Annotated in this window: 21 protein-coding genes; all 21 read left to right on the plus strand. The window is 33.2% G+C overall.

Features of this window, described 5'->3' with window-relative positions:
* Window positions 1-76: 76 nt before the first annotated feature.
* The 21 genes from lpdA (at window position 77) to AC3Y25_RS09080 (ending at window position 14,452) form a co-directional block, all read left to right on the plus strand.
* Complete coding sequence (gene lpdA / locus AC3Y25_RS08980) at window positions 77-1,465, plus strand: dihydrolipoyl dehydrogenase (protein ID WP_073416603.1); 1,389 nt, start codon at window positions 77-79, stop codon at window positions 1,463-1,465.
* A 187-nt stretch (window positions 1,466-1,652) separates the two neighbouring features.
* Window positions 1,653-2,243, plus strand: coding sequence for a hypothetical protein (locus AC3Y25_RS08985; protein WP_489902505.1), 591 nt, complete (start codon window positions 1,653-1,655; stop codon window positions 2,241-2,243).
* A gap of 310 nt (window positions 2,244-2,553) precedes the next feature.
* Complete coding sequence (locus tag AC3Y25_RS08990) at window positions 2,554-3,303, plus strand: YegJ family protein (RefSeq protein ID WP_489902506.1); 750 nt, start codon at window positions 2,554-2,556, stop codon at window positions 3,301-3,303.
* Window positions 3,304-3,469: 166 nt separating this feature from the next.
* A complete protein-coding gene (locus AC3Y25_RS08995; protein WP_250836821.1) occupies window positions 3,470-3,976 on the plus strand; it encodes a TPM domain-containing protein in 507 nt (168 codons plus the stop codon).
* A 107-nt stretch (window positions 3,977-4,083) separates the two neighbouring features.
* Window positions 4,084-4,731, plus strand: coding sequence for a suppressor of fused domain protein (locus AC3Y25_RS09000; RefSeq protein ID WP_489902507.1), 648 nt, complete (start codon window positions 4,084-4,086; stop codon window positions 4,729-4,731).
* A 12-nt stretch (window positions 4,732-4,743) separates the two neighbouring features.
* Window positions 4,744-5,082 carry an avidin-fold protein gene (locus AC3Y25_RS09005; protein ID WP_489902508.1) on the plus strand — a complete coding sequence of 113 codons (339 nt, stop codon included), beginning with the start codon at window positions 4,744-4,746 and terminating at the stop codon, window positions 5,080-5,082.
* Between the two features lie 22 nt (window positions 5,083-5,104).
* Window positions 5,105-5,548, plus strand: a complete 444-nt coding sequence (locus AC3Y25_RS09010) for a hypothetical protein (protein ID WP_489902509.1) — start codon at window positions 5,105-5,107, stop codon at window positions 5,546-5,548.
* 12 nt (window positions 5,549-5,560) lie between these two features.
* Entirely contained in the window at window positions 5,561-5,995 is a 435-nt protein-coding gene (locus tag AC3Y25_RS09015) for a GNAT family N-acetyltransferase (protein ID WP_489902510.1), read from the plus strand.
* Between the two features lie 18 nt (window positions 5,996-6,013).
* Window positions 6,014-6,406 (plus strand): DUF1801 domain-containing protein, encoded by a 393-nt coding sequence (locus AC3Y25_RS09020; protein ID WP_489902511.1) that lies wholly within the window; start codon window positions 6,014-6,016, stop codon window positions 6,404-6,406.
* A 247-nt stretch (window positions 6,407-6,653) separates the two neighbouring features.
* The gene (locus tag AC3Y25_RS09025) at window positions 6,654-7,334 is read left to right on the plus strand and encodes a DUF4919 domain-containing protein (protein WP_427874674.1); all 681 of its coding nucleotides are present in this window, start codon (window positions 6,654-6,656) and stop codon (window positions 7,332-7,334) included.
* Between the two features lie 136 nt (window positions 7,335-7,470).
* A complete protein-coding gene (locus AC3Y25_RS09030; protein ID WP_489902512.1) occupies window positions 7,471-8,013 on the plus strand; it encodes a hypothetical protein in 543 nt (180 codons plus the stop codon).
* 10 nt (window positions 8,014-8,023) lie between these two features.
* The gene (locus AC3Y25_RS09035) at window positions 8,024-8,230 is read left to right on the plus strand and encodes a helix-turn-helix domain-containing protein (protein ID WP_057116634.1); all 207 of its coding nucleotides are present in this window, start codon (window positions 8,024-8,026) and stop codon (window positions 8,228-8,230) included.
* Window positions 8,231-8,308: 78 nt separating this feature from the next.
* Complete coding sequence (locus AC3Y25_RS09040; RefSeq protein ID WP_489902513.1) at window positions 8,309-8,902, plus strand: NAD(P)H-dependent oxidoreductase; 594 nt, start codon at window positions 8,309-8,311, stop codon at window positions 8,900-8,902.
* Between the two features lie 140 nt (window positions 8,903-9,042).
* Complete coding sequence (locus tag AC3Y25_RS09045) at window positions 9,043-9,528, plus strand: SRPBCC family protein (RefSeq protein WP_489902514.1); 486 nt, start codon at window positions 9,043-9,045, stop codon at window positions 9,526-9,528.
* Window positions 9,529-9,630: 102 nt separating this feature from the next.
* Window positions 9,631-10,527 carry an SDR family oxidoreductase gene (locus AC3Y25_RS09050; protein WP_489902515.1) on the plus strand — a complete coding sequence of 299 codons (897 nt, stop codon included), beginning with the start codon at window positions 9,631-9,633 and terminating at the stop codon, window positions 10,525-10,527.
* A gap of 12 nt (window positions 10,528-10,539) precedes the next feature.
* On the plus strand, window positions 10,540-11,454 hold the full coding sequence (locus AC3Y25_RS09055; protein WP_489902516.1) for a helix-turn-helix domain-containing protein: 915 nt from the start codon (window positions 10,540-10,542) through the stop codon (window positions 11,452-11,454).
* A 43-nt stretch (window positions 11,455-11,497) separates the two neighbouring features.
* A complete protein-coding gene (locus tag AC3Y25_RS09060) occupies window positions 11,498-11,908 on the plus strand; it encodes a hypothetical protein (protein WP_489902517.1) in 411 nt (136 codons plus the stop codon).
* Window positions 11,909-11,912: 4 nt separating this feature from the next.
* Window positions 11,913-12,125 (plus strand): ArsR family transcriptional regulator, encoded by a 213-nt coding sequence (locus tag AC3Y25_RS09065; RefSeq protein WP_489902518.1) that lies wholly within the window; start codon window positions 11,913-11,915, stop codon window positions 12,123-12,125.
* A gap of 80 nt (window positions 12,126-12,205) precedes the next feature.
* Window positions 12,206-12,901 carry a hypothetical protein gene (locus tag AC3Y25_RS09070; RefSeq protein WP_489902519.1) on the plus strand — a complete coding sequence of 232 codons (696 nt, stop codon included), beginning with the start codon at window positions 12,206-12,208 and terminating at the stop codon, window positions 12,899-12,901.
* Window positions 12,902-12,947: 46 nt separating this feature from the next.
* Complete coding sequence (locus AC3Y25_RS09075) at window positions 12,948-13,316, plus strand: nuclear transport factor 2 family protein (protein WP_379795227.1); 369 nt, start codon at window positions 12,948-12,950, stop codon at window positions 13,314-13,316.
* Window positions 13,317-13,411: 95 nt separating this feature from the next.
* Window positions 13,412-14,452: a serine hydrolase domain-containing protein gene (locus AC3Y25_RS09080; RefSeq protein ID WP_489902520.1), complete on the plus strand. Its 1,041-nt coding sequence runs from the start codon at window positions 13,412-13,414 to the stop codon at window positions 14,450-14,452.
* The last annotated feature ends 2 nt before the right edge of the window (window positions 14,453-14,454 follow it).

A 14,454-nucleotide genomic window follows, 5' to 3' on the forward strand; every position in this document is an offset into this window, starting at 1 on the left:
AACAAAGAAAAAATCGAAAGATGAGTTTCGGAAATACAAACTTCATTTTCGATAGTTAATACTAAAAGCAAAAAAAATGAAATACGACGTTATTGTTTTAGGAAGTGGTCCTGGAGGATATGTAACAGCGATTAGAGCTTCACAATTAGGCTTTAAAACTGCTGTAGTAGAAAAAGAAAATCTAGGTGGAGTTTGCCTTAACTGGGGATGTATCCCAACAAAAGCGCTTTTAAAATCTGCTCAAGTTTTTGATTACCTTAAACACGCTTCTGACTACGGATTGAAAGTTTCTGAATTTGATAAAGATTTCCCTGCAGTTATTCAACGTAGCCGTGGTGTAGCTGAAGGAATGAGCAAAGGTGTTCAATTCTTAATGAAAAAGAACAAAATTGACGTTATCGAAGGTTTTGGAAAATTAAAACCAGGAAAAAAACTTGACGTTACCGATAAAGACAATAAAGTTACAGAATACAGCGCTGATCATATTATCATCGCAACTGGTGCTCGTTCTCGTGAGTTACCAAACTTACCTCAAGATGGTGTAAAAGTAATTGGATACCGTCAGGCAATGACATTGCCAACTCAACCAAAATCTATGATCATTGTGGGTTCTGGAGCAATTGGAGTTGAGTTCGCTCACTTCTACAACTCAATGGGAACAGATGTTACTATCGTAGAATTTATGCCAAACGTAGTTCCTGTAGAAGACGAAGATATCTCAAAACAATTTGAGCGTTCTTTGAAAAAATCAGGAATTAAAGTAATGACTAACTCTTCTGTTGAGCGCATTGACACAACAGGTGCAGGAGTTAAAGCTTTTGTTAAAACGGCAAAAGGAGAAGAAGTTTTAGAAGCTGACATCGTACTTTCTGCAGTTGGAATCAAAACAAACATTGAAAACATCGGATTAGAAGAAGTTGGAATCGCTGTTGATAGAGATAAAATCTTAGTAAACGCGTACAACGAAACTAACATTCCAGGATACTACGCAATTGGAGACGTTACTCCAGGTCAAGCTTTAGCTCACGTAGCTTCTGCTGAAGGAATTAACTGTGTAGAAAAAATTAAAGGTTTACACGTAGACCCAATCGATTACGGAAACGTTCCTGGTTGTACTTACGCAACTCCAGAAATCGCTTCTGTAGGTTTAACAGAAAAACAAGCAAAAGAAAAAGGTTACGAATTAAAAATTGGTAAATTCCCATTCTCAGCTTCTGGAAAAGCAAAAGCTGCTGGAAATGCTGACGGATTCGTAAAAGTAATCTTCGATGCTAAATACGGAGAATGGTTAGGATGCCACATGATTGGTGCTGGTGTTACAGATATGATTGCTGAAGCAGTTGTAGCTCGTAAACTAGAAACTACAGGTCATGAAATCCTTAAATCTATCCACCCTCACCCAACAATGAGCGAGGCTGTTATGGAAGCTGTAGCTGATGCTTACGGCGAAGTAATTCACTTGTAAAAATATACCGTTTTACGGTTATATATAATTCTCAATTTAATAAATCCGATTTGTGAAAACAAGTCGGATTTTTTTTGTGCCTTTTCCCTTTAAACTATTATAGTTTTTGCAAATTAGGATTTTAAAATTTTAATACTATTTTCGCACCAAAATTAATCTAACCAATTACAAAACAACAAATACTAGTATGAAAAAATTAATCCTATTTATAATCTTAGGAATAACTATTAATGCCACGGCTCAAGAAGCTAGTGTAGAAAAATCAATCTTTTCGGTACAAACAGGTTTTGCCGGAATTTGGCTTAATAACGAATTAAAACTTGCTAATTCAATTGCTTTAAGAAGCGAAATTGGTATCGAACATGATTTTGCAGTTGGAGATCATTATGATGAAGCTGGTTTTATATTACAACCCGTAATTACAGCAGAGCCAAAATTTTATTTCAATCTGAAAAAAAGAAACGCTAGAGGAAAAAACATTTCAAATAATAGCGGTAATTATATTTCTCTTAAAACAAGTTACCATCCAGATTGGTTTGTCATTAATTTAGATGATAATATCACTAAAAATGCAGATTTATCTATTACACCAACATGGGGAATGAAAAGAGCAATTGGAGATCATTTTACTTACGAAGCTGGTGCAGGAATAGGATACAGAATGGTATTTATTAAAGCAAATTCTAATTTTGGAAATGCACAAAGTGTAGATAATTTTGATTACACAAAAGAACAATTCTTGCTTTATTTCCATTTAAGAATAGGGTATACTTTTTAAGAAATTAACTTCTATTTTTTTATATAATCCGATTTGTGAAAACAGGTCGGATTTTTTTGTGCGTATAGTTTTGTCACTTCGACCGAAGGGAGAAATCTCCATAAGTAGCTCGACAAAGATTAGTAAAACTCTTTGCTAATAACTTTACTTTGCGGAGTTTCTTGCGGAGATTTCTCCCTTCGGTCGAAATGACAATACTTTGTCTAAAAAAAGGTTTACTTTTAAATTAAAACCTCAAAATAATTAAATAACATTTCTCCCAAAGTACTAAAAAGATTACTTTTATAAATCATTATAAATATCCTTTTTTATGGAAGAAACAAAAATATTCTACGCCGACGGAGAAAATCCAAAAATGATCGAAGCTTATAAAAGAGCACAAGAAACCTTTAAATATTTCTGGAGAGAATTATCTTGGGAATACAGAAGAATAGTTCCAGGATTGGATGTTGCTTGTGTAAAATTGGCTTTCACTCAAGATATAGACGACGAAACCATCGTAGAACATATGTGGATTAACGACGTAAACTTTGATGGCGAAATGATATACGGAATTTTAGTAAATGATCCCAATGACTTAACCAATGTCAATAATGGAGACGAAATTGCAATTCCGATTAATCAAATCAGCGATTGGTTATTTGCAAGTCAAGGAAAAACATACGGGGCTTTTACAATACATGCCATGCGCTCAGAAATGGACGAAGACGAAAGAAAAGACCACGACGACGCTTGGGGCTTAGAGTTTGGAGATTACGATGATATTCTGGTTGTTACAAATCAGAAAGAGAAGCCAGAGAACTTGGTAGAGCATCCGATGAGTATCAATATGAAAGAAAGTCTCATCGAATTCTTAAAAAACAATCCAGAAGAAATAGAAGCGCAAGACGATTTAGGCTACACTTTTTTGCATCGTGAAGCTATTGCTGGAAATCAAACTTCTGTAGAACTTATTTTAAAAGCCGGAGCCAATGCAAATGCAAAAACCAATAGCGGAAAAACAGCTTTAGATTTTGCCATAGAACTCAAATGGGATCATTTAATACCTTTATTTCAATAAAAAAATTCAAAATCCGATTTACCAAAAGTAGATCGGATTTTTATTTGAGAAACTGCTTTTCAAAAAAGAATATTTTTTCATTTTAAAATCAAAACTGATCATTTTTTCATCTGTTTACAATAAAGAATGTGCTACTTTTGCAGCACCAAATCTAACATGCCATAGAATGAAAAAATTATTCTTTACGCTTATACTGTTATCTTCAGTTTTATCTGCCCAAACCAAAACCGACACCGATTTTGCTTCCCGTTTAAAAAGCACTTTTTCTCAATCTACAGACTGTGTAAACGACTTCGAAAAAGTATTAAAACCAGCAGAACTTCAATCGTTAAACACTACTCTTAACGCTTTCGAAAAAAAACACCTTTACAAAATTGTAGTCATAACAACACCTTCTGTTGAACCATTTAAATCTTTTGACGAATTTGCAGTAGATCTTGACAAATTTTTATCAAAAGACCCGCGATTAGATCCAACCCTTTTAATTGTTGTCAGTAAAACATTAAGGCAAATTCAGGTTTTAAGCGTCGATTTTATAAAATACAAATTAAATGCTGAAGACACACAAAATATAATCAGCACCTATTCGATACCCGAACTTAAAAAAGGAAACTATTTTAAGGCTTTAGAACAGGCTTCAAATGAATTCATGAAAAAATTGCAACAACAATAAATAGATCAAAATCCGATTTGCGAAATCAAATCGGATTTTTTTTAATGTATGGAAACTAATAGCTAGAAAAAAGACTTATTTTAGTGTAAAAATAAGTTTTATTAGAAATGGAATTAGAACAATACAAAAAAGAATTTACCGAAGATGACGCTGTTGGCTGGTTAGAAATTGATAAAGAATTTGAACGCCTTTATCCTAATCAGGAACCCAAACATTTTGCTCCAGCAATTAGTTATATGCTTGGCGGAGAACATCCGCTTGACGGCGTAAGCTATTACGAAAGCAAAAATCAAGAAGATCATTACCATTTTATTACTTACGGTTTTTCTGAATTGTATTATAATGAAGAAAAAGCAGGCGGAGAATTTAGCAAATGGGGATTTGAACTTACTTTTAGATTAAAACCTTATGAAGCCGACAATGAAAATCCGAGCTGGGCTGTGGCTTTGCTTCAAAATATCGCCAAATATGTATTTGACAGTGGAAATTGGTTTGAAGAGTTTCATTACATGCCAGCAAACGGACCAATTCGTCTGGACACTGAAACCGATATTACGGCATTAATTTTTGTGAATGATCCCGAAGTTCCTAAAAAACAAACGCCACACGGCGAAGTTTCATTTTTACAAATTGTTGGAATAACTTCTGAAGAATACGAAAACATTAAGGAAAACCCAGAAAAGGTTGAAGCATTAGTCCACAAATTAAAAGAAAACAATCCATTACTAATTACCGATTTGAATCGAAAAAGTTAATTTGCAAACAAAATGATTAATTACAATAATAAAATTTTTAAACCTGTAAGTAATACAGAAAACGGAGAAACGTCTAACGAAACTTCATTTCATTATAAACAAGAAGGAAACATTTTAACTTCTGAATATTCTGGAGGAAAAATCGTTAAAGGCCATTTAATTGGTTTGGTTGACGAAGCGGGAAATATCGAAATGAGATATCATCAAGTGAATGAAAAAGGCGAATTAATGACTGGTTTCTGCACTTCTAAACCTGAAATTTTAGCAAGCGGAAAAATTAGGCTTCACGAAACGTGGCAATGGACTTCTGGAGATTTATCTAAAGGAAATTCTATACTTGAAGAACAATAAGAAAATATAAACAGTATAATCAATGAAAAAAATTCTCTTACTATTCCTTATTTTAACCAGTGTATCATACGCGCAAACAAAAAAAGAAATCCTAGTAGGCAATTGGTTAGGAACAGATGCCAGTGGCGCAAAGAATACAATGATTTTTACTTCAGATAATTTTATTTCGATGACTGTTAATGGTGAATTAATCGACGGGAAAAATTATATCGTTAAAGGAGGAAAAAACAACGGGCAAAAAGGCCTATTAAAATATGAAATTGATGAATCTAAAACGCCTATAGCGCTAGATATTATCGCTTATGCTTTAGAAAAAGGCAAGCAAATTGAAAAAGGCAGGTTTTTAGCAATATTAGATTTTAAAAGTAATGATGAAATTAAAATCAATCTCAGTTTAAACGGAGTTAGAGCCACCGAATTTAATGAATCTAATGCAGCAAGTACAATTTTGCTGAAAAGAAATTAAATACAAAAATGCATGTTAAGCATTGTAGAATCTAGAAATACAGATTTACCTCATTTAAGAAAATTATTCTTAAACGAAAGACGACGCACATTTACAGAACAAGATATTTCAGAATTTGAATTAGACGATTTTGACAAGCAAACACAAGGTGAATACATTTTAACGGCGCTTGTAAACAATATTCCAGTCGGATTTATTTCGATCTGGATGCCAAACAATTTTATTCATCATCTTTACGTTGATGTTAAACATCAAGGAAAAAACCTTGGTACAGAATTGTTAAAAGCAGCCCTCTTAAAAATCTCTTTTCCAATTACCCTAAAATGCCTTACAAGCAACATTAAAGCAATTGAGTTTTATAGAAAAAAGGGCTTTATAGAAAAATCGAGAGGAAATTCGAGCAACGGAACTTATATTTTATTTGAGTTGACCCAAGAGGTAAAATAACCCTAAAAAGCTGAAGACATGAGCCAGATTCAAGATTACAACAATTCTCAGACAGTAGAAAACAAAGAAATCTGCGACCTTCTTTTGGCGATTATAAATAAAAACCTTTCTGATGCCGAAAGCAAAATCTGGCATGCGCATCCGGTTTGGTTTCTAGACGGAAATCCGATTGTGGGTTATAGCAAATTAAAAGATTCTGTTCGATTACTTTTCTGGAGCGGACAATCTTTTGACGAAGAAAAACTCCAAAACGAAGGTTCGTTCAAAGCTGCCGAAATGCGTTATACAAACGTTGATCAAATAAACGAACAAGACTTAAAACGCTGGCTAGAAAAAAGCAGAGAAATTCAATGGGATTATAAAAACATTGTAAAACGAAAAGGCGAACTGCTACGAATAAAACCACTTTAAAAAAGGAAAATGGATTACCGAATAATTTAGAAAAACAAAATTCCTAATTACTTGGGCGTGTCCCTTCGGGTCAGGCTGTCCGCTATATTCCCGATTAACAAAAACTACGGTTAAAAAGCCTTGTTTTTCTAAATCGGGAGATGCCGCTCCCATCCTTCACGCATCTGGCATCCATAAGAACACTTTTGTTTTTATATAATTTGTACATTAGTAAGATCAGAACTACAACCAAAAACACCTCTAAATCATGCTAAAACAAATTTTCATCCTTCTCATTTTTTGTTTCGGAATTCAAGTGCATTCACAAGAAATTGGTTTTACAACCCCAGATTATAAAGCCATCGAAAAAGAAATCAACGACAAAAATTCAAAGTTTTACTATCCTAAATTAATGGAAAGACTCACGAAAAACGATACGCTTTTATCGCATGACGAATACCGCCATTTGTATTTAGGCTATGTTTTTCAACCCAAATATGATGCCTTTTGGAAATCGCCAGACGAGGAACAGCTTCGCAAATATTATGATAAGGAAGAACTCGAAGCTTCAGATTACGACCAAATAATCAAATTATCCAATCATACCTTAAGCGAATTCCCATTTGACTTAAAACAGCTCAATTTCCTTACTTACGTTTATCACTTAAAAGGAGACGAAGCATCTGCAAAAATTGCTTCTTTTAGATTTCACAGCATTATGAATGTCATACTTTCTTCTGGAGACGGAAAGAAATGCGAAACTGGTTTTCATGTTATAATGGTCGAACACGAATACATTTTACTCAATCTTTTTGAAATTGAATCTAAAGGACAATCGCTCGTTGATAATTGCGATTATCTGAGCTTCGAAAAAGGTGTCTACAATGTAGACGGTATTTATTTTAACATCGAAAAAATGCTAGAAAACGAAAAGAAAATGCTTCGCTAACATAATTTTAAAAACAAAATACCACAGCTTCAGCAAATTTTAATGTTGAAGCTTTTTTTTTGATAAAAACTATTTATTTATTGTTTATCAATAAATTTTTATTATTTTAGCAGCATAACTTCTAATCTTGAATAGTATGGAAATTAAAATTGGAACACCACAGATTCTAAAAATCCTGAATATCTTATCATGGATTATTTTTATTGGCTTATGCGTAGAAGCCGGCATGTATCTTTTTAACGGAATTTATACTATGACAATAAACTCCTACAATGCTCGGTTTCTTGATTTACTTGACTTATATAATTACAGTCCTAGTTTTTATATTCAAGAAATATCCTTTATCAGCATCGTGGCCATCTTAAAAGCCATTATGTTTTATCTGATTGTAAAAATGTTGCATGAGAAAAAATTAAACATCGAACAGCCTTTTACTGCCGAAATGGGACGCTTTATATCTTATCTTTCTTATCTCGCTTTCGGAATTGGTTTGTTTTCTTTCTGGGCCTTTAAATTCAACAATTGGTTAATTATTAAAGGCGTAAAACTTCCTTCGTTGGAATCGCTTAATCTTGAAGGACACAGCATTTGGATCTTTATGGCCATTGTAATGTTTGTGGTAGGACAGATTTTTAAAAGAGGAATCGAAATTCAATCTGAAATTGACTTAACTATTTAAACAAAAAATTATGCCCATTATAGTAAATTTAGACGTCATGATGGCAAAACGAAAAATGTCATTAAACGAACTTTCAGAAAAAGTAGATTTAACCTTGTCTAATCTTTCCATTCTAAAAACTGGCAAAGCAAAAGCAATTCGTTTCAGTACGCTCGAAGCCATCTGTAAAGTTCTAGATTGCCAGCCTGGCGATATTTTAGAATTTTCTGAAGAATAATTTCATTTCGATTTAATTTGTATTTTCGTACAAATCAGATTGGGATTTCAAAAAATTATAAATCTAAAAAACCTGAAAATGAACATTCTAATTGTTTACGCACATCCGAGCAAAAAATCGTACACTTTTCAAGTTTTAGAAAGATTGAAACTAGTCTTGAATACTGAAAAATGGAAGGTAGAAATCTCCGATTTATTTGCGTCCAATTTTGTGAGCGATATGTCTGAGGAAGAATATGAACGGGAAGGTCTTGCCAAAACAGAACTTCCTATTTCTAAAGATGTTTTAGCAGAACAAGAAAAAATAGAAAAAGCAGACTGCATTATTTTTCTATATCCTGTTTGGTGGAGCGATTGTCCTGCAAAATTAAAAGGCTGGTTTGATCGTGTTTACTCGGTTGGATATGCTTATGGACAAAACGAAACGTCTAGAAAAATGAAAACTATTCCGTACGGTCTTGTAATTTGTACAGCAGGTCATCCGAATGAATTCTTGCATGAAATTGAAATTGCACAAAGTATGGAAAAAATTATGCTCGAAGACCGACTTGGAAAACGTTTTACGCATAAAGAAATGATCATTCTAGGCGGAACACTGGAACTAGAAAAGGTTATGTCAACACATTTTGAACTCCTAAATAAAATTCCTCAAAAAATTAAAGCGATATTTTAATTTAAAATTCCAAATCTGAAATTCCAAAATCTAAATTCTAAAAACTGTCTGAAACACCCCTTAAAATTGTCTTTTAAACACCTTAACCAATTGATTTTTAGATTGTAAATTTACTTTACTAATTTAAAAGTCAATTGATTATGAATACTCAAGATTTTACCACAACAATACTTGTCAGTCAATCGCCAGAAGAAGTTTTTAAAGCCATACAAAACGTTCGCGGCTGGTGGTCTGAAGAAATTGAAGGCAAAACAGCCAACCAAGGAGACGAATTTAAATACCATTATGAAGACGTTCACCGTTGTAAAATAAAACTGATTGAAGTAATTCCGAATCAGAAAATCGTTTGGCTGATTGAGGAAAACTATTTCAGCTTCACCCAAGACGATACCGAATGGACCAATACGACTGCTGTTTTTGATATTTCGAAAGAAAACGACAAAACGAAACTCAATTTTACCCATGTGGGTTTAGTGCCAGAATACGAATGTTTTGAAGTTTGCAAAGCAGGATGGACCAATTACATTGAGAATAGTTTGAAAAAACTAATTGAAACAGGAAAAGGTCTGCCAAATGCGACTGGAAAACCCCAAATTGAAACCGAAAGAAAATTATCCGAAAAATAAAATCACATTTCATACTATTATTTTAGACTACGTCAATCATAGATTTGGCTAAATCTCTTTTGCTAATGCTTCGCAACTTTGTATCAACAAAAAAATAATAGTATGAAAATTATAATTACAGGTTCTCTAGGGAACATTAGCAAGCCTTTAGCGAAAGCTTTATTAAAAGAAAACCATCAAATTACAATAATTGCAAGCAGTAGCGAAAGAAAATCGGAAATCGAAAATCTTGGCGCTCAAGCCGCAATTGGATCTGTAAATGATGTCGATTTTTTGACTCAAACTTTTACAGGAGCTAATGCCGTATATTGCATGATTCCGCGCGCGAATTATTTTGATCCGAATCTTGATTTAGACGCTTTTACGCATACAATTGGAAATAATTATGCAGAAGCGATCGCAAAATCTGGCGTAAAACGAGTAGTATTTTTAAGCAGTATTGGTGCACATTTGGAACAAGGTTCTGGAATTATTCAGCGTTATAATGAAATCGAAGCGGTTCTGAACAAACTTTCAGATGTTTCGATTACATTTATGCGTCCGACTTCTTTTTACTACAATTTGCTGGCTTATATCCCGATGATTAAAAACCAAGCCATTATAGCTGCTAATTATGGAGCGGACCAATTGATTCCGTGGGTTTCTCCAAACGATATAGCCGAAGCAATTGCAGAAGAACTTACAACTCCGCTTGACGGAAAAAAAATACGTTATGTGGCTAGCGAAGAAGTTTCTGGAGATGAAACTGCAAAAATTTTAGGCGACGCCATCGGAAATCCAGATTTAAAGTGGAAATTAATATCCGACGAAGAAACACTAAACGGATTAATTGCTGTTGGAATGCAACCAAAAATCGCAAAAGGTTTGGTAGAAATGTATGCTGCACTTTACAGTGGTTTGCTAAGTGAAGATTATTACCTAAATCGTCCTGCCGTTTTAGGAAAAACAAAACTGGCAGATTATGCAAAAGAATTTGCTGCTGTTTTCAATCAAAATTAATTATCTTGTACTATGGCAAATCAGCAACCACTTCGATTTAAAACAATAAGCGAATTTCATGATTTTAGAGATTTGCCAAAACCCGAACATCCTTTGGTAAGCGTTTACAATTTTGAAGATTTAAAATATCTCCATAATGAAGAACCCAAAAGCTTAATGCTAGATTTTTATTCGATTGCTTTAAAAAGAAATGCCAACGCAAAAATGCGATATGGGCAACAGGAATATGATTTTAAAGAAGGTGTTTTAATTTTTCTTTCGCCAGGACAAGTTTTTTCTATTGAAGGAAATGCCGAAATGCAACACACAGGATGGTCATTATTGATTCATCCTGATTTTCTTTGGAATACGCCACTTGCTCACAAAATCAAACAATACGATTACTTTGGTTACGCGGTCAATGAAGCGCTACATCTTTCTGATAAAGAAGAGAATATGCTCATTGATATTATCAAAAATATTCAGCAGGAATACCAATCCAATATCGATAAATTCAGTCAAGACGTTATTATTGCACAAATTGAATTGTTTCTCACGTATGCAGAACGATTTTATAACAGGCAATTTATTACCCGAAAAATAAGCAGTCATCAGATTCTGGTGCGATTAGAAAAACTTTTGGAAGACTATTTTACCGACGACACTTTAAAACAAAAAGGAATTCCAACTGTTCAATTTATTGCCGAAAACCTAAATGTTTCATCCAATTATCTCAGCGCACTATTAAAAACGCATACGGGTCAAAGCACACAACAGCATATTCACAATAAATTGATTGAAAAAGCCAAAGAAAAGCTTTCGACCACTACTCTATCGATCAGCGAAATTGCATATGAACTGGGTTTTGAGCACCAGCAATCCTTTAGTAAATTATTCAAAACAAAGACAAACACTTCCCCTTTAGAATTCAGGCAATCGTTTAACTAATTGCTTTATTTTTCATACATTCGTTAGGTAAAAAACGAAAATCATGAATCCATTTTTAAGAAATACTTTGGCTGTAATTGCTGGTCTTGTTATTGGCAGTATTGTCAATATGAGCATCATTTTAGTAAGCGGCTCTATAATTCCAGCGCCAAATGGTGCAGACGTTACTACTACTGAGGGTTTAAAAGCAAGCATGCATTTATTTGAGCCAAAGCATTTTCTTTTTCCATTTCTGGCGCACGCACTCGGAACTTTTGCAGGAGCGTTGACAACCGCTTTTGCTGCGATTAAACACAAAACAAAACTGGCTTTCGGTATTGGAGGTTTCTTTTTGTTTGGTGGTCTTGTTACAATTTTCACTTTACCTTCTCCACTTTGGTATGGTTTAGTTGATTTAGTTTTTGCTTATATTCCGATGGCTTATTTGGCTTCTAAAGTTGCTGTAAAAAAGTAAAATCATGGAAAATCAAAAAAAGATAAAACCAGCAAAAAAATGCTATGAACATCTTGGCGGTAAATTGGGAGAATTGCTTCTAGAATCATTTGCAGACAAAAAATGGATTGCCAAAAATAATCCCGAAGAGAAGCATTTTTACATAACCGAATTGGGTGAAAAAGAGTTTTCTAAACTTGGTATTGATCTTAGCCAAATCAAATCGGAGGCCATTTAATTTTATAAATAATTTTAAAAAAAACACCTATAAAGTAGTAAATTACTTATATCTTTGTCAGATATTTTAAACTTATTATCATGTCTTATTTTGGCGGATTAGGTGCAGGAAGAGGCTGGAATACATTCAAATTTATACTCACGCCCAAAGAATTTGAATCTATATTCAAGGAATTGAAATTTGAATTTGTCATAACGAATTCAAGAGTTGAAATTAAATACGAAAAGACGGAAGATAAATTTATTTTTTCAAGTTATGAAGATTTTTTCAATGCAGTTTTAGTTACAGAAAATAAATTAGATCATAAAGAACAATGGGCTTTTGAAAGCAAAATTAGAATTTCAATTATTGACGATATTGCTAAAATCCATTTTAGAGACATTATTAATAAAAATGGAACAATTTCAAATGAATACAAATTAGTTTGCCCCATTCAACCTGTAATAAATATATCTCCATTTGACCTGATCTATTTCCAAACTAAAGAAAGTATTAGTGTTGCTTATAGTAATCCAGGAGGAACAGTTGGATTAGAGCTAACCTATCCAAAAGTTGTGAGTTTTTCTCCTGATTTTGAAACCGCAATTGAAACAAATTCTTTTGAGACTTATAATTTATTCAACCTTCTTATAAAAAATATAAAAGCAATATCAAATAAGGCAAAAGTACAAAGCAGTACGAAATTATTCCGTCCAAATTTCTGGATTAGTCCAGAAGCAAAAAAAGTCATCAATCAAAATTATTATATAAAAACTAATAATTTAAATATAATCTAATTTATATAGTTATTTCATAACTTAGTTTGCTTTTAAATCTTGAATCATGACTAAGAAAGAAATCGCTAAAAACTTCCTGAAATTGGCAGCAAAAGGACATTCTCACGAAGGTTTTCGATTATATGTCGGAAAGAATTTCAAACATCACAACGCGTACTTCAAAGGCGATGCAGACACCTTAATGCTTGCCATGGAAGAATCTGCTAGAACAAATCCGAATAAGATTTTTAAAATTCATCATATTCTAGAAGATGGAAACTTGGTTGCTGTACATTCACATCTTAAACAAACGCCTTCAGACATTGGTTTTGCCGTTGTGCATATTCTAAAATTCAAAGACGACAAAATCGTAGAACTCTGGGATTTAGGCCAACCCGTTCCAAAAGATTCTATTAATGCAAATGGGATGTTTTAATTTTTGTTTCACGTTTCAGGTTTCAAGTTACCTACAAAACGTGAAAACTGAGAATTGAAAATTGAAACCTTAAAAAATTCACCACTACCAATCAAATGAATTTCATCGCCAAAATTTCCTTATTAACAATTCTAATTTTCACTTCTTGCAATTCATCGGCACAGAAAAAAGAGGATTATAAAAAAAGTATCGACAGTATAATTCAAAATTCTAATCCAAAATTTAATGGTGTGATTTTGATTTCGCAAAGCGGAAAAACATTGTATTCTAAAGCGCAAGGCTTTTCTAATTTTGAAACTAGAACATCTTTGAAAATGGATACCCAATTTGAAATCATGTCTAACAGTAAATTAATTGCTGCCGTTTTACTTTTGTTGGAAGTAGAAAAAGGAAAAGTAGATTTGAATGCGCCAATCAAAAAATACCTGCCAGAGCTTACGCAAACTTGGGCCGATTCGGTAACGGTACATCAGCTTTTAAATCACTCGCACGGAATTGTCGATTTAGAAAAACCATTGGCTTTTAAACCGGGAACCGATTTTAAATACGGAAATCTAAGTTTTAATCTGGTCGCAAAAATTGTCGAATTCAGCTCTAAAAAAAGCTATAGAGAGGTTGCTGAATCACTTTTTAAGAAATTAAAAATGAATCACACTTTTTGTTATTCAAAAGATAAAGAACAAAATTTGGCAACGGGATATTATAATGTAAAAAATCAGCTGGAAGCTGATACTTCAAGGCAGATCACAGATGAAACTTTAGGTGCAGACGGCATTATTTCAACCGTTTCTGATCTTGCCATTTGGAACACTAATCTTCATAAAGGAAAAATATTAAAACAAGAATCGTATCAGTTATTAACTAAAAACACCATTTTATCTCAGCATAATTTCTTCGGAAAAGAAAAACAACCTTATGGATACGGAATTCGAATTGTAGAAGAAGAATCTGTAAAATATCTTGGACATACAGGTTTAGGAGACGGATTTTCTGGTGTAAATTTGTATTTCCCAGAAAGCGACGTTAGTCTGATTGTTTTAGAAAATCAAATGCCCGAAGATGCCAATTTGTTTTATGCTTCTGAATTCAAAATCAAAAACATCCTTCTAAAAAGCGATTTATTAAGTAAAAAGTAAAC

The organism is Flavobacterium sp. LK-23, from assembly GCF_058135255.1.